Source organism: Candidatus Peregrinibacteria bacterium (assembly GCA_016699755.1).
Lineage (GTDB): Bacteria > Patescibacteriota > Gracilibacteria > CAIRYL01.
Genome location: CP065009.1, coordinates 1127624 through 1145843, shown reverse-complemented (window position 1 = coordinate 1145843; position 18220 = coordinate 1127624). Strand labels below are relative to the sequence as shown.

Annotated in this window: 18 protein-coding genes and 3 tRNA genes; 9 read left to right on the top strand and 12 right to left on the bottom strand. The window is 42.3% G+C overall.

Annotated features, from left to right (window positions below; all coding sequences use genetic code 11):
• Nucleotides 1–11: 11 nt before the first annotated feature.
• From IPN35_05140 to ruvA, 5 genes are all read right to left on the bottom strand, one after another.
• On the bottom strand, nucleotides 12–1421 hold the full coding sequence (locus IPN35_05140; GenBank protein ID QQS58942.1) for a hypothetical protein: 1410 nt from the start codon (nucleotides 1419–1421) through the stop codon (nucleotides 12–14).
• Nucleotides 1421–2482, bottom strand: a complete 1062-nt coding sequence (locus IPN35_05135; protein QQS58941.1) for a type II secretion system protein — start codon at nucleotides 2480–2482, stop codon at nucleotides 1421–1423. The genes IPN35_05140 and IPN35_05135 overlap by 1 nt, the downstream gene beginning before the upstream one ends.
• Nucleotides 2470–3300, bottom strand: coding sequence for a hypothetical protein (locus IPN35_05130; GenBank protein ID QQS58940.1), 831 nt, complete (start codon nucleotides 3298–3300; stop codon nucleotides 2470–2472). Before IPN35_05130 ends, IPN35_05135 begins: the two co-directional genes overlap by 13 nt.
• The gene (locus tag IPN35_05125) at nucleotides 3284–3898 is read right to left on the bottom strand and encodes a type II secretion system protein (protein QQS58939.1); all 615 of its coding nucleotides are present in this window, start codon (nucleotides 3896–3898) and stop codon (nucleotides 3284–3286) included. The genes IPN35_05130 and IPN35_05125 overlap by 17 nt, the downstream gene beginning before the upstream one ends.
• A gap of 77 nt (nucleotides 3899–3975) precedes the next feature.
• A complete protein-coding gene (ruvA, locus tag IPN35_05120; GenBank protein ID QQS58938.1) occupies nucleotides 3976–4545 on the bottom strand; it encodes a Holliday junction branch migration protein RuvA in 570 nt (189 codons plus the stop codon).
• Between the two features lie 114 nt (nucleotides 4546–4659).
• On the opposite strand from ruvA, the gene IPN35_05115 reads away from it, so the two are divergent.
• Both IPN35_05115 and IPN35_05110 read left to right on the top strand, forming a co-directional pair.
• The gene (locus tag IPN35_05115; GenBank protein ID QQS58937.1) at nucleotides 4660–5280 is read left to right on the top strand and encodes a hypothetical protein; all 621 of its coding nucleotides are present in this window, start codon (nucleotides 4660–4662) and stop codon (nucleotides 5278–5280) included.
• Entirely contained in the window at nucleotides 5277–5768 is a 492-nt protein-coding gene (locus tag IPN35_05110; protein QQS58936.1) for a GNAT family N-acetyltransferase, read from the top strand. Before IPN35_05115 ends, IPN35_05110 begins: the two co-directional genes overlap by 4 nt.
• 8 nt (nucleotides 5769–5776) lie before the next feature.
• On the opposite strand, the gene mnmA is transcribed toward IPN35_05110, so the two are convergent.
• The 3 genes from mnmA to htpX form a co-directional block, all read right to left on the bottom strand.
• Entirely contained in the window at nucleotides 5777–6832 is a 1056-nt protein-coding gene (mnmA, locus tag IPN35_05105) for a tRNA 2-thiouridine(34) synthase MnmA (protein QQS58935.1), read from the bottom strand.
• Nucleotides 6832–7236, bottom strand: coding sequence for an iron-sulfur cluster assembly scaffold protein (locus IPN35_05100; protein ID QQS58934.1), 405 nt, complete (start codon nucleotides 7234–7236; stop codon nucleotides 6832–6834). The genes mnmA and IPN35_05100 overlap by 1 nt, the downstream gene beginning before the upstream one ends.
• Nucleotides 7237–7345: 109 nt before the next feature.
• Nucleotides 7346–8260: a protease HtpX gene (gene htpX / locus IPN35_05095; GenBank protein QQS58933.1), complete on the bottom strand. Its 915-nt coding sequence runs from the start codon at nucleotides 8258–8260 to the stop codon at nucleotides 7346–7348.
• Between the two features lie 117 nt (nucleotides 8261–8377).
• Here htpX and IPN35_05090 point away from each other — a divergent pair.
• From IPN35_05090 to IPN35_05075, 4 genes are all read left to right on the top strand, one after another.
• A tRNA-Thr gene (locus IPN35_05090) sits at nucleotides 8378–8453 on the top strand.
• 20 nt (nucleotides 8454–8473) lie between these two features.
• Nucleotides 8474–8559: transfer RNA gene (locus IPN35_05085), tRNA-Tyr, on the top strand.
• A 98-nt stretch (nucleotides 8560–8657) separates the two neighbouring features.
• Nucleotides 8658–8960: a GIY-YIG nuclease family protein gene (locus IPN35_05080; GenBank protein ID QQS58932.1), complete on the top strand. Its 303-nt coding sequence runs from the start codon at nucleotides 8658–8660 to the stop codon at nucleotides 8958–8960.
• Nucleotides 8961–9001: 41 nt separating this feature from the next.
• Nucleotides 9002–9334, top strand: a complete 333-nt coding sequence (locus IPN35_05075; protein ID QQS58931.1) for a tRNA-binding protein — start codon at nucleotides 9002–9004, stop codon at nucleotides 9332–9334.
• A 78-nt stretch (nucleotides 9335–9412) separates the two neighbouring features.
• Here IPN35_05075 and IPN35_05070 read toward each other — a convergent pair.
• Nucleotides 9413–9502 (bottom strand) — tRNA-Ser (locus tag IPN35_05070).
• 97 nt (nucleotides 9503–9599) lie between these two features.
• Here IPN35_05070 and IPN35_05065 point away from each other — a divergent pair.
• Entirely contained in the window at nucleotides 9600–10196 is a 597-nt protein-coding gene (locus IPN35_05065) for a hypothetical protein (protein ID QQS58930.1), read from the top strand.
• Here the strand turns inward: IPN35_05065 and IPN35_05060 are convergent.
• The 3 genes from IPN35_05060 to IPN35_05050 all read right to left on the bottom strand — a co-directional run bounded on the left by IPN35_05060 (nucleotide 10185) and on the right by IPN35_05050 (nucleotide 15498).
• Nucleotides 10185–10775 (bottom strand): ribonuclease HII, encoded by a 591-nt coding sequence (locus IPN35_05060; GenBank protein QQS58929.1) that lies wholly within the window; start codon nucleotides 10773–10775, stop codon nucleotides 10185–10187. The genes IPN35_05065 and IPN35_05060 overlap by 12 nt on opposite strands.
• A gap of 71 nt (nucleotides 10776–10846) precedes the next feature.
• Entirely contained in the window at nucleotides 10847–15145 is a 4299-nt protein-coding gene (locus IPN35_05055; GenBank protein QQS58928.1) for a hypothetical protein, read from the bottom strand.
• 8 nt (nucleotides 15146–15153) lie between these two features.
• Nucleotides 15154–15498, bottom strand: coding sequence for a hypothetical protein (locus IPN35_05050; protein ID QQS58927.1), 345 nt, complete (start codon nucleotides 15496–15498; stop codon nucleotides 15154–15156).
• 971 nt (nucleotides 15499–16469) lie between these two features.
• Between IPN35_05050 and carA the strand changes: the two genes are divergently transcribed.
• Nucleotides 16470–17564, top strand: coding sequence for a glutamine-hydrolyzing carbamoyl-phosphate synthase small subunit (carA, locus tag IPN35_05045; protein QQS58926.1), 1095 nt, complete (start codon nucleotides 16470–16472; stop codon nucleotides 17562–17564).
• Between the two features lie 78 nt (nucleotides 17565–17642).
• Complete coding sequence (gene pdxT / locus IPN35_05040; GenBank protein QQS58925.1) at nucleotides 17643–18209, top strand: pyridoxal 5'-phosphate synthase glutaminase subunit PdxT; 567 nt, start codon at nucleotides 17643–17645, stop codon at nucleotides 18207–18209.
• Nucleotides 18210–18220: the final 11 nt, after the last annotated feature.

Here is an 18220-nt window from a genome sequence, read left to right as displayed (position 1 = left end):
ATCAGTAAACTTTATGGCTGGAAAATGGCATAGTCGAAGATAGGAGCTAGCTCTTGTGGTTCAATTTGCACTTGCACCTTTTGTTTGAATCCTTCTGCATCTCCTACTGCCTCAATGGTGACTTTATCGTCTGGCAATGAGAAATCTTGAAAAAACTGGCCGATATTTGTTACCGAACTCCCGAGTACAAAACCAACACGAACGTATGCCTCTGAAATATCATGTGATTCTGAGTCTATTTCTACCATTGGTTTTTTCCCCAACTGCAGGGTGAGTTTTGGGAAAGCAAGATTATAAATTAGCTTGTTACAAAGGTAATTCATCCGAATAATATTAGTAAAAGATTCTTTACAAAAGTTTTGGTCTCCTCCCTTGAGAATACCCGATGGATTAAGAATTCGCACCCATCTTCCTTGTATTCCAGAACTCCCAACGGAGTTAACATGTCGTTGAACGAACAAGGAGGGGGCGAGAGAGTCACCGGAAAAATCTGAAAGACAAATAGCACCCGGAGTAGATGGTTCATCACATTTACTAATAGAGTCTAGGAAAACGGTTTCAAACTGACCAGTACTTGTTTTTGCTTTTGCCTCAAGACGCCAAGAGAGAAGTGGTCGATCAGCACTATTGTAGGGAACCTCAAAATCCCCCGGAATAAAAAGGTCGATAAAAAAACTTTCCACACTATTATTAGGATCTCCGTATTGATTTCGAAAAATACTCTTTGTGTTCTCCGGACAAAAACCATTAATGGGGGTGCTGTGATCGGAGCACATTAGGGTCTCTGTCATGCATTGCCCGTTGACGTTTACGTATCCAGCGTTGCAGTTTGTTGCTCCTCCCATGGGGAGCGGTGCTTGCTTATTGCTAATATCACTATATAAATTAAACGAAGCCGTTGTTCCAAAGCGAATAGGGCGCCAGTTAGAAAGGCTAAAATAAGTTTGATAAGTATCTGAACAGTTGTCCGTAAGATCGGCACACTCTCCATATTGCGGATCATCGTTCGCAGGAATATTTTTTGTTTTTCTTGGTGGAATAAAGAGTACTTTTTGGTAAGGATGGTCTTGGGTGCTATCTACAAAGTCTTCCTGAATTTTTTCCATAGAAAGTTGTGAACGGGCAGTCCAATTTGCCTGGGTTTTGTTAATACGATTCATAGGAACAAATGCGGCGTCTCCGGCGGTTGTTCCAGCAGATACTTCATAACCAGAGTCTCTTGCCGATGCCTCATATAATGCACTCTCTACAGCACTTTCTGCGGCATAAAATGCTTTACCAGAATTCACCAATTTGGGGGATTGCTGAAGAGAAGATTGAATAACTTGTGTAGCCCCTGCCGCGGCGATAAAAAGAAAACTCGTTATGGCAAGTGCAATAAGAATGGCATTTCCAGAGGTGTCATGAATAAGTTTTCTCATTAAGGGGCGGGTAAAAGAACATTTTGAAGATGACGTTGAGAGATGGTGGTCTGAACAGAGAGAGTGAATGGAGTTCCTACCATTTGTCGCCGCAATAGCACACCAGGACGAGTAGTGAGAAGGATAGTAACATGCGGTTGAATTTGGTTGTCTTTTCCGGTTTCGCTAAATGCCTTTCTTGGGTCATCGAGCGGAGAAATATAAAATTTGAGATCAACAATATCGATATTCCGAGGGCTTATGGCAATAAAATCTTCAACTTCGGGACTTGTGTCTCCATCTGCTTGAAAATCATCAGCGTTCGAAAGAAAATCGAGTTCTCCATCGCTATCGACATCAGAATTAGCATCGAGTTGAAGAATGCCGAGTTGTTCTCCTCCATCTTCTGCTGTGGTCTGCCAGAAGGAGTTGTCATCTTCATCGGTATCTCCATCGACATCATCATCGATTCCATTTCCGATGCGGCGCAAAACAGTTTTTGTCGTTCCAGAAGGAGAAATAAGGTAGAGCTCTCGTTGGAGATATGATACTTCTTGAGCTGTTCCAGAAGAATCTTGAAGTCCATAGAGTGCAGAAGCATCTGGCGCATCGTTTCCAATATCGTTATCAGCTTCGGTAGAAAACGTTCCTTCGTTAAATGCATTTGGATCATCACGGTCACAGTTGCCGTCTCCGTGTTTTTCCCCTGGGTCGCAGGTAGGATAGAAGAAAAACTGATGTTCATACTCTTTTGGCTCATTGCCGTAGACAATATCTTCACGATCATCATTTTCAGGGACGGCGTCTTGAGCGTATGCTGTTCCTCCTCCGGTCTCTTCTAAATTATTTGAGTAGTATTCTGAGTAGTCGATAGCATTATCTCGAATGAGATTGGCAATACGATTGAGAAGAAACTGTGTCTCCTCAATAGTGGCATTGCGAATACGTTCTCGTTTTTGGGCATTGTAAAAATTGACTGTAATTACCGTTGTCATGGTGAGGAGCATGGAAAAAATGCCAATCGCCACGAGAATTTCTATAAAGGTGTAGCCAGCAGTTTTTTTTTGCATCATGATGTCCATTCGCTCCGGTCATAGAAATCAGTCATGATCGTGCTAATGGTCACATTTTTTTCTACTCCTCGATGAAGCCATGTTACTTTTGAAATGACAAGAATGCGGTTGTCATTTGCTTTTTGTCCTGCTGGGAATTCTCCCCCAATAATCTCATTTTCGTCACAATCACTTGGCCATCCTCCTGCACCACATGATGAACCAGTATCATCAAAATTATTATCGATATAGTAGAGATATATTTTTCGAGAAAATTTTGTGCGAGTGACATCTCCCGATTTATCGTGTGTGTAAAATGTTCCACCACTCGTTGTTTTTTCGTAGAGACGAAATCCGTCAGTGTAATCGGGGAAACCGCCGGTTCCATCAATATCATCAAATTTCTCCTCGGGAATAATATTCCAGCGAAAATTGTTCGTATTTAAATCGACCAAGAACGCGTTTTGATCAATTCCTCCACTTTTGTCGCTTCTTCCCCACGGATGATCATTTTGTCCATCTGCATTCGGAGTGCAATCGGCATCCGAATCGTCGGCAATTCCATTTTCATCTGTATCATCCCAAAAATTCCAACACTCTCGCAAGTTTGTTGAATACGTCATCCAGTTGGTGTCTCGAAGTGTTCGCACCACTTCAATGCCTTCTTGCGCTAAATTTGTTGCCATAAAACGATTCTCGTTCATAGTATTCGACTCAATGGCGGCAACAATAAGTGCAGCTGATCCCGTGAGTCCCATAGAAAAAATAAGGATGGAAAAAACAACCTGAATGAGAATGGATCCCCGTTGATGTCGAAAAGAATATTTCATATTAGCAACTTTGATCACCAACGATCTCTAAAAAACGAGAAATACGATTGAGGCAAATGTTTTTTATTGTTTCCCGATACTGAAAGCGAAGGTCAATGCTCCGCAGATCATTCTGATCATCGCCACCATGATTGATGATGCTTTCGGCATTTGGTGGAATGAAAAATACGGTTATTGCCCCTTCATCATCTACCGTGGCGGAAGGGTATTCTGGATGATCGGGATCGGGAATAGGATTTCGAGGGACAAATGTCCAAAACATTTGTATTTCTCGCTGTTCTAATCGTGTGTCTTGTCCTTCTGTGTATACCCCGTCATTTCCAGCACCACCAATATCATTATCGTAGTCATCAACAAAATATGTCATGCGTATTTTATTGTGTCCATCAGAGCTTACTTTTTGGAGTTGCACCCCAAAACCACCCTCGGGAACCTCGCCGTTGACGAGTCGGTTTCCAATAGCGTCCGACCGTGCACGACGAAAGAATGTCAAAATCTCTTCCACATCTGTTTGAAATTGACTTCGTTTTGAGCGCTCTGCCATTGTTTGCGAAAAGGCGATCATGCCAGTTGTTAAGAGCGACACAATTGCGATGCTCACAATAAGCTCAATCATGGTAAACCCGCTGGTACTTTTGTAGGAAAATAACATGTGGTGTTTGTGTTCTTATTCTTCTTTATTCTCGCATTTTTCTACTTTTTTGTCAAAAACCATCGAATGAGCGTTTCTGTGTCCATAAGCCGATCTGGGGCATCTGAAAAGACCCGAAGAATATCCGCTTTTTTAAATCCAAGTCCTTCTAGTGCATCAGTCGCTTCTGAGAAGGCATCGCTTTTTCGTGCGATTCCTGTATTCATTTTTTGTGGTGCAGTAACTTTTTCTCGAAGTTCTACAAGCACTCGTTCTGCGGTTCGTTTTCCGATACCACGGACAGAAGTAAGAAGAGCCACATCTTCTGAGCAAATGGCATTTCGTACGGATTCTTCTCCAAGAGAAAGTATTTCAAGTGCCGCCTTTGGTCCGATTCCAGAAACCGACAAAAGTTGCAAAAAAAGCTCTCGTTCAGACTCCCCCAAAAATCCATAGAGAGAAAGCTCATCTTCTCGTACATGGAGATAGGTTTTTAGGACACATTCTTTTCCAATGGAAAGGGTAGAAAGTGTCTGAAGACCACACGAAAGACGAAAAGAAATTGCTCCCAAAGAAAGACTAACATGCCGATCAGAAATAGAGGTTGGAACCCCTTGAACTTCGTCGATCATTTATAAAGAAATTGCCAAATTACTATGCTTTGTTTTTTGGAGACGAGCAAGAAAGGTTTCAGAAGGAGGAAGTATGCTGACATTGCCGAAAAGTTTTTTTTTTGGTAATATACGATGATGAAAAAAAACACAGAAAAAGAAAGGGGCTCTCTTCAAACGCTTTTGCTCTCAGAGTTGGCGGCAATAGGGGGTGCACTCCTTGGGAGTATTGTGGCGCTTCTCTTTTTCTCTCTCATTCGAAGCATCCCCATGATCACCGGAAATGAGAAGGATATTCTTTCTGGATTCAGTCTCTTCTCGTTGACGTTTGTTTCGGCACTTTCATCCAATATTTTTGCCACTCTCCTCATGGCGCTTGCCCAACAAGAATCATTTCAAGGAAAATTTCGAGAAGCTCTTTCTGCCATTTTCTTTGTTATTATTGGAGTAATGGCACTCGGAAGTCCCTTATTCCTTTTTCTTCCCACCGAAAACGGACTTCCTGTTTCTCGATTTCTCTTACTCTTTAGTGCACTTTCTTCTCTCTTGCTCTACGAAACCTACGCGAATCAATCGAAAAAAGGAGCGTACAAAGTCATTGCCGGCGGACTTCTTGCCTCAGTATGTTTTTTCGTGATTTTTCCTCACATTATTCCGTTTGATATTATGCCATTCCTTTTTCTTCCTGTTGTTTGGGCGACTGTTCCACTCTCTTCGCATGCTACTGACCGCATTTTTCTTTCCTTTTCCCGATGATTATTGTGGAAAAACCCAGCGTGGGAGATGCCGAAGAAATCGCTCGAGTACATCGCGTTTCGTGGCACGAAACCTACGATGGCATTTTGCCAGCAGAAAGTATTGAAGGACTTCTGAATTCTTCCGAAAAAGCTCAAATAACCCACTTTCGTGATGTTTCTATGGGGAAAAAGCCGGAACACCTTTTGCTTGTTGCACGAAATGAAAAAGGAATTGTAGGATTTTGTGATGCTCTGAAAAATGATGATCTTGGGGAAATGAAGGCAATTTATATTCTTCGAGAATTTCAACGACAAGGAATTGGGAGTGAATTTATGAAATATATTTTTTTCCACCTGCGAGAAACCAAGGAAATTTTTTCAGATCTTCTTCGAGAGAATATTCCTGCCATTCGGTTTTTTGAACGGCATGGGTTTGCTCTTTCGGGAAATCAAGAATTTATTCGGGGAATTAATCTCGTCACCATGATTCGACACATGAAGCAGTAAGCCTTTGACTATTTACAATCAGAAATAATTCCACCACCCAAGCAGTATTCGTTATCGTATAGTACTGCTGTTTGTCCAGGAGAGAGACCGCGATCTGGCTTGTTGAGGTGAACAACAGCACCTCCATTGTTTCCAAAAGCAAGTGCGCCTTCTTCAAAAGATTCGGAATGACGAATTTTGACGCGATAATTTTTTGCTGTTGGACAAACAGGAATCCAGTTTTCACTTGTGAGAAAAAGCGTATTTTTCCCCGATTTTTCCGTTGCGTTTTTGGAAACAAGAATCTCATTTGTCTTTGGGCGTTTTTCTACTACAAACCACGGTCCACCCGAAAGTCCAATTCCTTGGCGTTGTCCATGCGTGTAAAACCAAAATCCTTGGTGTTTTCCGAGGATATTTCCTGTTTCTCGTTCAAGAATATTTCCCTCTTCTTCTCCGAGATGCGTTTTGAGGAAATCGGAAAACTTGAACTTCCCTAAAAAACAAATGCCTTGGCTATCGGGACGATTTTGAGAAGGAAGTTTTTTTTTCTCCGCAATGTGTCGCACTTCTTGTTTTTGAAGGTGTCCAATAGGAAACCATGCCCGTGAAAGCTGGCGCTGACTGAGGCGACTCAAAAAATAGGTCTGATCTTTTTTGGCATCGGCAGATGTTTTGAGGAGAAATTGTCCATTTTTTTCTTCAACTTGCGCATAGTGACCGGTCGCAACTTTTTCAAATTCATCGGGAATCTTTTCGTAAAACGCACCAAATTTAATCCGCTCGTTACACCAAATATCTGGATTTGGCGTTCGTCCTTCGCGTACTTCGGCAATGGTTTCTTGTACCACTGACCGCCAATATTCCTGCTGAAGGGAAAAAACGGTGAGGGGAACATTGAGTTTTTTGCAGGTTTCTTCCACAAATAAAAGGTCTTCTTCCCATGCGCAATCTCCCAAATGCTTCAGTTCGTCTTCGAGCCAAATTTTTAAATAAAATGCTGTCACGTCGTGTCCGGCGTCTCGCAAAAGCGAAAGTGCCACCGAGCTATCGACTCCACCAGAAACGAGACAAGCGATTTTCATTATTCTTCCATAAGATCACCAAAATCGAGCACTCTCTTTCCTATCCTTTTGTGATAAATATTGCGAAATGTGAGCAAGCTCAAAAGAGCAGACTTTAGTCGTCGAGGCGAAAGTTGATCAACTTCTAGGAGGTTGAGGAGGTCTTTTTTTCCGATTTTTTCGATATGAGAAAGGGGATTTTCTTCCATTTCTTCCGACAGGAGACTCATAGCGGCAATGGTAATAAGCCGTCCTTCTCCCTCGAATCCAATTTCCTGAACAGTGTTGTTTTCTCCTAATTTCAAATCGAGAGAAAGCTCCTCTCCACAGGAGATGTTTTTTTCCGTGTGAGAAATATCTGGTGTCGCAAGTCGTCCCCAGTTCACCGGATTTTTGCCGTATTCGTAGAGAAGTTCTCCAGACATAAAAGAAGGGTATCTTGAGTTATTCTACTCTTTTTTTAGGATTTCTTGAATCTCTTTCATTTTTGCAAGCAAGGGGTTTTAACCCCTTGCTCATTTCTATGTATCGAAACTATTGGCGGACTCCTTTTTGCAGTGCCGCAATACGTGCTTCAAGTGGTGGATGACTGGAGAAGAGAGAAAAAAATCGATTTGGTTGATCGGAAATTTGCATCGAGCGAAATGATTTTCCCCGCGTATCGTCCACTGGAACTTTTGCGGTGAGCACTTGCAACTTTTGAAGTGCAGCAATCATTTTTTCGCTTCCAGAAAGCTGAGCGCTTCCGGCATCTGCACGAAACTCACGCCAACGAGAAAAGCTCATTACAAGAATACTCGCAAGAATTCCGAAGAGAATTTCAAAAACAATAGAGGTGAGGTAATACGCCAAACCGCCAACATGTCCGTTATCATCTCGTTCGCGACTCAGAAAGCTTTGCACTACATAGGCGGCAATGCGCGCAAAGAAAATGACAAATGTATTTACCACTCCTTGCAAAAGTGCCATCGTCACCATGTCCCCATTTGCCGCATGAGAAATTTCGTGTGCCAATACTCCCTCGAGTTCATCTTGAGTCATGCTTTCAAGAAGTCCGGTAGAAACCGCCACCAAAGCGTTGTTTTTGCTGTATCCGGTGGCAAAAGCATTCGGCTCGGGAGAGACGTATATTCCAACCTCTGGCATGCTAATTCCCGCCTTCTCAGCAAGCCGTTTAACGGTCAAAAAAAGATTTGCTTCTGCTCCTCCTCTTGGGTCAGTAATAATTTGAATGGAAAATGCCATTTTCGCCATCCACTTTGAAATGAGAAGCGAAACAAGCGAACCGGTAAATCCAATAATAGCAGAATAGATGAGGAGGCTTTCAAGGTTGAGTCCATATGGTGTGAGATATGGTTGAACGTTCAAGACAGAAAGAATAATCGAAAACACTGCGATAATCGCAATGTTTGCCGCCAGAAAGAGGAAGACTCTTTTGAAAATAGACATAGTTTTTGGAGAAAGAAATTTTTGAGCAGAATATGTAATAGGATGATTTTTAAAAAAAATCAACCTTGGCAAATTGACAGAGTTCTCCTGCATAATGAATAATGTTATGGAATTTTTGCCACCTTAGCTCAGCTGGTAGAGCGCTCGCCTTGTAAGCGAAGGGTCGTCGGTTCAAATCCGACAGGTGGCTCCATTCCAAAACGGAGTGTGGATGGGCGGATAGCCAAGCGGTCAACGGCGACAGACTGTAAATCTGTTCCCTTACGGGTTCGGGGGTTCGAATCCCTCTCCGCCCACCATTCGACTCATTATTTTACAAAACGGAACCTCTTACTCATAGTACTCCACCATCAAGGTCCCGAGGTTCGCAAATATTCATTTCAGTCATTTGATCAGTATGTCTGAATATTTTACTTATTTGGCTCGCTGTTCGGATAATTCTCTGTACGCTGGTTATTGTCGCGATGTTCACGCCCGAGAGCAGAAACACAATTCTGGAGAAGGAGCGAAATACACCAGATCAAGAAGACCAGTAAAAATAGTATACTGCGAACGTTTTTTAGATCGATCAGAGGCGATGAAACGAGAAAGTCAGATCAAGGGCTGGACGCGACAAGAAAAGGAAAACCTGATTCAACATGGAAAAATAAACCCAAAAAATGGGAGGATGATTCTTATTTTTAAAAATTCACCTTTCTAAAAAAAATTTTGAACGAATCTTTTTCTTTCTAAACCTATCTTGTGGCGACCATTGACGATTTTTTGAAACTCGATATTCGCGTGGGGAAAATAGTGTATGTAGAAGATTTTCCAGAAGCGAGAAAACCAGCATATAAATTGACAATCGATTTTGGTGAAGACATCGGGATGAAAAAAAGTTCTGCAAAAATTACCGAAAATTACAAAAAGGAAGCCCTTCTTGAGGTACTCGTTTTGGGAGTAGTAAATTTCCCACCACGACAAATCGGATCATTTCTTTCGGAAGTTCTTACGCTCGGTGTTCCCGATAAAAACGGAGAAGTGATTTTGATGTCGCCACAAAAAGAAGTTCCTCTTGGCGTAAAACTTTACTGAAGAGGTTATTGTATTTTGGTAAAACCGATAGCACTAAAAAAGCACAAATAATTTTTGCGAGTCGTCTTGATTATTGTCTGGCGGAGAGAGAGGGATTCGAACCCTCGGTAACATTACTGCTACACACGCCTTCCAAGCGTGCGCCTTCGACCGCTCGGCCATCTCTCCGCAAATCAGAAGGCATTTTAAACAAAAATTCCTTCCAAAGGCAACTGTCTTTATTCCTTTTTCCTGCAGGTTTTTTCTTTTTTGAAAAAGGCGTATAATGCTCTTGACAGGGAGTGGATTATCTTCCAAGATTGGCGCTCAAAAAATTATGAACAACCCCACTGCAGAGACAGAAATCGGCACCAAGGAACAACTTCAAAAAAGCGGAAGAGTTTCTCTGTCTGAGAGTCTCGGAACTTCACGAAAAGGAGTGGAAGGAGCGGTGTTTAGTGCAGAGGTTCGAAGTGAGAGTGAAGCAGTAGAATTTGTCGATTCTCGAATTTCTGAAGTGGCAGGAGAGAACAAAAATAAAAAGTCAGAGCCTTCCACGGGTGGCGGTAGTGCTGTAACTCGCGATGATGAAGAAGAGGTATTGGAACTTCCAGAGATTGGAAAAATTGTTATTCCTCCAAAAAAAGAGGTGATTCGACAGATTCGTATGGAGATAAAAAAAGAAATTCGAGAAGTAGAAATAAGTGTGAAAGAGCTTTCGAAGTGCCCTACTACCAAGGCACACGAACTTTCGACTGCGGTTGATCTTCTTCGAAAGCTTCGGGGATTTTTGGCAGAGCTGGCGTATCGCTCCATGGAATATCTCAAGAACATTTGGATCAACGTGAGTCAAGGGCGACGTGTTAGCGATTTATTGAAATAGTGTTTCTTGCGAAAGCCATTTTCGTAGAGGGTTAAAGCTTTTTCGGTGAAGTGGTGTGTGTCCGTGCTCTCTTATTGCTCGAACATGTTTCGCAACGCCGTATCCTTTGTGTCGATGAAATCCAAATGGGGCATATCGCTCGGATATTGTTTTCATATATCTGTCGCGAGAAACCTTTGCGATAATACTTGCTGCGGAAATTTCTGGAAATTGACTATCTCCACGAATAATTTCTTGTGATGGAATATCAAATCGAAAGTGATCTCTTCCATCAATCCGAAGAAAATCTGGTGTTTTTTGGAGTTTTTTAATGGCTCGCTTCATAGCAAGGTATGTTGCAGGTCGAATGCCAAGATTGTCAATTTCTTCTGCACTTGCAAATCCAATGCCACAATACGCATGATTCACTATCCACTCGTACGATTTCTCTCGCTGTTTTTCCGTCATTTTTTTGGAGTCGCCGAGCATTTCTCCTGGAAATTCTGGTGGCAAAATAACGGCTCCGGCAACCACTGGTCCTGCCAAACATCCGCGTCCGGCTTCGTCAACGCCAGCAATGAGAGGAAAGTTTCTGTTCATTGCGTGCAATAATGGCAAAGAAGATCTTGTGGGGGCAAGGGGGGGATTAGGGCGTGATGTCCAAAGAGCCATCAGTCTGGTCGTAAATCAGGGTCAAGATCTTCAGGGTCAAACGACCCAAAGTTTGATTCAAAAAGAGAAATTCCCATACTTCCAACAACGACTGCTGTTCCGGCGTATGTTCCGTATTTTGCGATTTTATCGAATCCGCCACTCAGCATCTCGGAAAACTTTTTCGCAAAGTTTTTCCAGCCCCCCATTTTTTCTGCAATCTTTGCGATTTGCGGAAGAATATCTGTAATCATTGTTGCTATTTTTTCTCCCCTTCTTCCCATTTTTGCTGTTGTTGCTACCACTCTTGCAAGTGTAGCGGGAACGACTCCTGCTCCAAGGCTTGCGATAGAAGCCGCATCAAGTGCTATTCCCACAACGCCAAAAATGCTGTTCGCCACTCGTTGCCCAAAAGAACTCGCATCGTTTCCGGTAATCATGTCTGTTCCAGCAAAGGCAGAGTGAAAACTCGAATAGGTTCCAACAAGAGGAAGACAATCCACAAGAATTTGAACTGCTTGTGGTCCCATATTGGTCATGAGTTGTGCGAGTTCACGCTCAGGATCATTTTTTATCTTTTCCCAATTGAACGCAGTATCGGTGGCGGCAGTAATGAGTGCCATTACTCCCATCATTTTGACACGCCCTGTCGCGGCTTTTTTAAATTTTGCAAAACTCATCCCTTCTTTTGTTCCGCCATAAATGGTAGAACGAACCGCCGCCTTGAGTTCTGGTGTTTTGACGCTCTTGGGGAGTTTTCCGTAGTGCTTATTGATCTCTGCAATCTTTTGAAGTTTTTCTCTTGCCAGAGGAGCGATCATTTCCTCATTAATATGTTTGAGTTTTGCTTGAATATCGGGATGATTATGTGGGAGCTTATTTTGCTTTGCATAATCCGCTACCTTATCAAGTTCATGCTGAATACGGGCGTTTACGCCTTTCTCTGCGGCGACAATATTTTCCGCATTTTTTTGAAGAGCAGTAGCTTTTTCTTCTGGAAGAAGTTCATCAAAATTTTCGGGAAGATCAATTCTCGGAATACTTTTTCCGTCTGAAAATGCCTTCTTCAGATAATCATCTGTTGAACTCAGTGGCTTTCCTTCCATCTCACGAGCAATATCATCTGGATTTCTAAAAACTTTTTTTCCATCGACTCCTTCTTGAAAAAGAGGGGCATCGGGTTTTATGTTTGGAGTGTGAAGACTGCGCATGTCGCGAGTTGCCCGTTCGGTTTTTCCCTTGTTATAGAGTGAAATGGTTTTGAGAGGAAGCTTCACTATTTTCATTGGAAGGTATGTCAGAACACTTCCTATTCTTGCTCCGAACTTTGCCCCACTTAAAACCTTTGAGGGTGTAAAGGGGTGTCGCAAGAAGCTTGTTGTTGCCCCTGTTACCGCTCCAATAGTCTTTCCGCCAAAGAGCAAAATGGCACCACCAGATTGTGCTATTACTTCGTTAAAATCTTCTCCAGAGAGCAATGAAAATGCTCCAGAAATAGCAGATGAAAAGCCTTCAATGGCAAATTCGTACGATCCGATTACGAGTGATGCGCCACCGGTCCAGAGTTGCATTCCTATGTTTTCATCGCTAGTGACAATGGTAGCAATAAATTGGGCAAGCCATGTTGCGTCATTGAGTTTCTCTGGGTTTGCAAGAAGATCGTAAATTTTCTTTTCCATATCTGATCCTGCTGGGACAAAATGAAGAAGTAGACGGGCGGTTTTTTGATTAATATTTTCAAAGGCATTTTCCATACCTCTTACTGCTCCTGCTGCTGTGGGCGAAAGCATCGCTACTCCCTTTTGCAAAAAACTTCCTTCTCTTTGAGAGAGATTATTGAGGAATTGTTCTCGGGGAATATTTGGAGCAACTCCCATATCAACACGATCTCCCGCCGGAAGGGTGACGTATACCGTTCCGCTTGTTTTTTGAACGGATGCTCCAAAAATAGTGAGTGCTGAGACAATTTTTTGATAGTGCGTTTCATATTTATCGTACGACCAACCTGGTTGTTCTAGTGCATCTTGCACGGTAGAAAGCGTTTGGAGAATTGTTTTTGCATTGTTTTTTTGTGTTTCATTCTTATTTGCTTCTGCACTATAGGGAGCTATTTTTACAGAGAGGCGATGAAGTCCAGCTTGAATGCTCATTTTTCGCTGTTCTTTTTCTTCTCTTTCTGTCATTTCAAATGCAGAAGAAAAAGGGTTTTCTTGGAATCCCGGAAATGAGAACGTGTCAATGGTGAGGACAAAAGTTCCATCTTTCCCGTCTGCAACAGAGCAGGAAAACCCAAGTTCTTTTGCAAAGAAAATGAGTTTCGTAAAGAGCGCAGAAGAAAGAACAACCTTTTCTTTGTTAGAATCGTTTTGAATTGCCCTTCGTATTTCCGCAATGGCTTCTCGAAAATACTTCGTTTTTTGGTCGGTGTTTTTTTGTGTTTTTGCTTCAAGCGAATTGAGGGAAGAAAGTATGGTTTTTGAATCTTCTTTCCTCAAAGCCGTATCTGGAAATTCCACTCCCATTTCTTCGAGACTTTCTTCCATCCACTTGGGAAAAACTTCGTTGAAGACGTCGGGATCAAGTTCTCTTCCAGACCCCCTGAGTGTTTGCCAAGTTTTTGAAAAGGCGGCATAAAATCGAGTTCTTCCTTCAGCGCCAATGTTTGCTAAATATGCCCCTAATCCAAATGCCCCTGCAATGGCGCTGTATTTCAAAACATTCCCTCTTGCGTGCCCCATGAGTTTTTTTGAAATTACAAAGGCAATCAGAACTCCTGCTCCCATTTCTACTGGGTATGTTTTTATTTTGTCCCAAAGTGAACCAGCTCCGGATGTTGTTTTTTTTGCCAGTTCTTCTGCCACTTTAAGCGTAATGTTTTCCGAAAACCATGTTTGAATTTCATTGAGTGCACCTCCCCCAAATCCGTGATGTTTCCAAATTTCTAAAATTTCAGAGGTTCTTTTTTGAAATGCTTCGGCAAGTTCTGATGCGGTTTCTACTCCAGAAGACACCATTTCTTGCAGTCGTCCCCACAAGCTTTTCCCCTCTTCGTCTTGTTTGGTAAACTCTTTCCAATCTTCTGCAACGGCTTTTCTATCGGCGAAGAGTCCAATTCCCACGAGTCCCGTCAAAAGAACAAGAGGATTCATGATGAGTCTTGCGACTCCGATAGGTGCGCTGACTGCTTTTCCTAAAAGAAAACGAAAGAGTCCTTTTTTCCCTTCTTTAGAAGAACCGGAAAGGAGTTTTTTCAGCGTGAGTCCTCCTGCGGCAGATACTCCTAAAATTCCGAGAAGACTCCCGAGATTTTCGGGGAGCAATTTTGCTAGATCTGGATGCTCCTTAAGAAAATCTGCATATTCTTTGTGTGCCGTTTCCATCCCTTCCGAAATCGCCCCTACAACTCCACCGCCTTTTCCATCGAGTCCTAAAATACCGTGCATGCTTTCGGGAATTATTTCCTTTACTTTTTCCATAAATTGTTGCGCCATTTTGTCGGTCAATCCCGAGATTTGTTCTTGTACCCATTTTCCTACGGCTCCTGGTCCTTTTCCAATTGCCATGAAAATGCCGGCACCAAGTCCACCAATTCCGAGCCACTTTAAAAGAGAACCAAAAAATCCCCCTTCTTTTTCGGCTTCTTGTGTGGCTGATTTTTTATTTCCTCCGAATATTTTGCTCAACATCCATGCTCCCCCTAAAATGATGCCTCCTGTAACAAGCGCTTGCTTTGGGTTTTTTGAAACATACTCCCAAATTCCTTTTGCCTTTTCTTCCGCAGTGTTCCATGCCTTGCCAATCGCTTCCTGAGGGCTTTGGAGGAGATCTTCAAAAAAATGGGGATTGTCTTTGTTCGTTTCCAGAGTTTTTACCGTTGCCTGTACCGCGGAAAAGAGCGCAGAAAATCGCTCTGAGACGAATTTTCCAACAGCAGTTCCTGACTTTTCACCAAAACAAGATTTGAGATTTTGAAGACTTTCTGCCAAAAGAGGATCCCTTGTTTGTGCTGTTTTCAGAAAATCTTCTGCAGTAAGATCCGGTTTTTTTTGAAGGGCTTGAGCAATAAGAATTCCTAAGTTGATTGCCATTTCGTCAAGTTGCTCCACTTGGTTTTCGGGAGAATTTTCAAAATCCAAAGGTGTTTGCGGTGTTTGCTCTGTTTTTGTTCGAAGAGTGTTAAGAACGATATCTTCTCCGGTTTTCCAGTTTTGTTCGGCACGCCGATGAAAGTTTGTGAGAAGATTTTTGTCAGAATCCCTGAGAAGATCCTGTTCTCTTTGTATTTCTGGTGAAATTGTTTGTTGTTGAGGGGTTCCCATGATGACCTTTAGGAGACAGAAATATTTGGGTTTGTTTTGAGAAATTCAAGACGAATATCTCGAGTTTTTTTCTTATATCGCATGCTTTCGCGGATAATTGCGTCGAGCAATTCTTCTGCTTCTGTAATATCTAAAAGGGAAATGCCATTGTTCCACTTTTTTCTTTGTTCATTGTTTAGAAATGGAGCACCAGCAATGGCGATTTCTAGATTTTTTAGAATTGTTTGGCGATATTGTTTTCGCTGTGCCTCCGAGAGAATGCCAGATATTTCCGCTTTTTGGAGCGCATCATCTCGTGCTTCAAAAAGGGCAAAAGAAATGTCGTCCGGTGAAGGATTGGGAATATTTGACATAATCGTTTCATATTATATCACTTTTTCTCTCCAAAAAGGGAGAGCATATTTCTTTTTCCAAAGGAAAAATTCTTTCTCTCACAAAAAAGAAAAAAAGCATAAAAATGGCTTCTGAAAAAACAAGAAACAAATTTTCTTTGTTGTTGTATTTTTTTACTATACCCCACCTCATTTATTTTTCCACCCTAAAAAGTTGACGAATGAGGAATGAGGATGGCAGAGTGATACGAAACATCGAGACCAAAAAAAACACCAACGGAAACACACACATCCCCAAACACACACATCCCCAAACACACACATCCCCAATCGACCAAAAAACCTACGACCCTTAACACTCCTCGTTCCCCACACACTTTACTCTCCCACAACAAGAAGCAAGCAGAGAATGTCCCGAGCTCTTCGACCCTCGACGTGACCATCTCGTTTCTTTTACTCCTTCTGAATTTATATTTCTGAAGTTCTGAAACGAATCACGTTCGTCTTCCCGAAGAGTTCTCCTTTCTTTGCTTCTTTCTTCTTGCTTTCCAAGTAGAATCAAAAGAACCGTCTCTTCCCTTTGATTCTCACCCCCATCTTTAATGTTCTCATTAGAGTGTTCGCGTTTCGAAAGAACCTTGTTGTTCTTTGTCAGAAACGAGTAACGGACAAGCCGCAGGAACGGCTCAAAACCTCTCCGGAGGAAGGCAGAAGAACCAAGGAAATGGCACCCCTCAAGAGACACCGCCACCCCCTCCTTCCTTAGAGAAGAGGAAAACAGACATCCATCAGCAGAGAACCTTCTTTCTCCGTCTTGATGATCCCCCTGTTTCCCCATCTCTCAAGAAGAAACATACACACAAAAAGCATCCGTATTTTGCGGGTGTTTTTTTGTATATCCCCTTGTTTTTTTCTTTGAAAAATCAATATGCATTCGGGAAAAAAGGAAATCAGTTGAAAAGAGTAAAAAAAAGCAGGCATACTTTTCTGGAATGCACGGTCAACTTCTTCTTTCCGACGGCACACAATTCTCCGGAACACTTCTGGGGGCACCTGTATTTTCTCATGGAGAAGTGGTGTTTAATACCGGTATGTCGGGATATGAACTGTCGCTTACCGATCCGAGTTATCGCGGACAAATTCTCGTCTTTACCTATCCTCTTATTGGAAATTACGGCATTCCTTCAGAAGAAAATGATATACATGGTATTATTTCTCATTTTGAATCCTCTAATGTGCATGTTCGAGGGGTAGTGGTAGGAAATGCTTCGGAGCAGTTTTCGCATTACTCTGGAAAAAAATCTCTTTCGGAGTGGCTTTTGGAAAAAGGAATTCCCGTGCTGAGTGGCATAGATACTCGTGCACTTACCCAAAAGCTTCGAGAACACGGTGTGATGCTGGGGCAAATTGTTCCTGAATCAGAAAGACCACTTTCCAATATTCCCGATCCGAACGAGATAAATTTGGTAGAAGAAGTCTCTGTAAGTGAGGTGAGTGTTTTGGAGCCAGAAGAATTTTGTGGCATTACGATTGCCATTATTGATACAGGAATTAAGAACAACATTTTGCGAAACTTCCTTCAACGTGGTGTTCGCATTATCCGTTGTCCGTGGAATGTTGATTGTTCTGCACTTCCGTATTCTCTTGATGGGCTTTTTCTTGCAAATGGTCCGGGAGATCCCGAAATGGTAGCACACACTATTGCTCCCAATATCGAATGGGCAGATCAAAAAGGAATTCCTCTTTTTGGAATTTGTTTAGGAAATCAAATTCTCGCACTTTCGCTGGGAGCAAAAACCTACAAACTTCGTTATGGACACCGAGGAGTGAATCAGCCTTGTCTTGATGTATCTACGAAAAAAGCAGTGATTACAAGTCAAAATCATGGCTTTGCCGTGGACGATTCTAGTCTTCCTGACTCACTTGAGGTCTGGTTTACAAATCTGAACGATGGAACCGTGGAGGGATTACGACATAAAACGAAGCCAATTTTTTCCGTTCAATTCCATCCAGAAGCATGTCCTGGTCCGAAAGATACAGAATATCTTTTTGACGTGTTTCTAGATGCTATTCGTTCGGGGAAATAATGCGCCAACAAAACTCTTATACAGTCATTTTGAAATACTCATTCAAAAAAAAAGTTTTCAATTCTCCTTAACTATGAGATGAAAGAAAAAAAAATTGGCGTACTGGCATTACAAGGGGGCGTTCGAGAGCACCTTTTTGCCCTTTCTCGTTGTGGCACAGGAGTGTGCGAAGTTCGTGTTCCAAATGATCTTGTTGGACTGTGTGGCATAATTCTTCCCGGAGGCGAGAGCACGACTATGGGGAAGCTCCTCGAAAAAAATAATCTCCAAAAACCTCTTCAGGAAGCTCTTAAACAAGGACTTCCCGTGTGGGGAACGTGTGCGGGGGCCATTCTTTTGTCGAAATCGGGGAGCGAATATTCCTTGGGAATTCTCGATGCAGATGTTGATCGCAATGCGTATGGCTCGCAGATATCTTCCCAAATTGCTCCGGTTTCTATTCGGGGTATTGTAGGTCGGTTTCCGGCGGTGTTTATTCGCGCTCCTCGTTTTTCCCGAATCGGATCTAATACAGAAATTCTTTCAGAGTGGAATAACGAACCTATTTTTTTGCGGCAAAAAACAGTGTGGGCGACTAGTTTTCATCCAGAGCTTACTGATGATATTCGGGTGCACAAGGCGTTTATGGAGATGTGTTTCTCATAGCAACTTCTTGT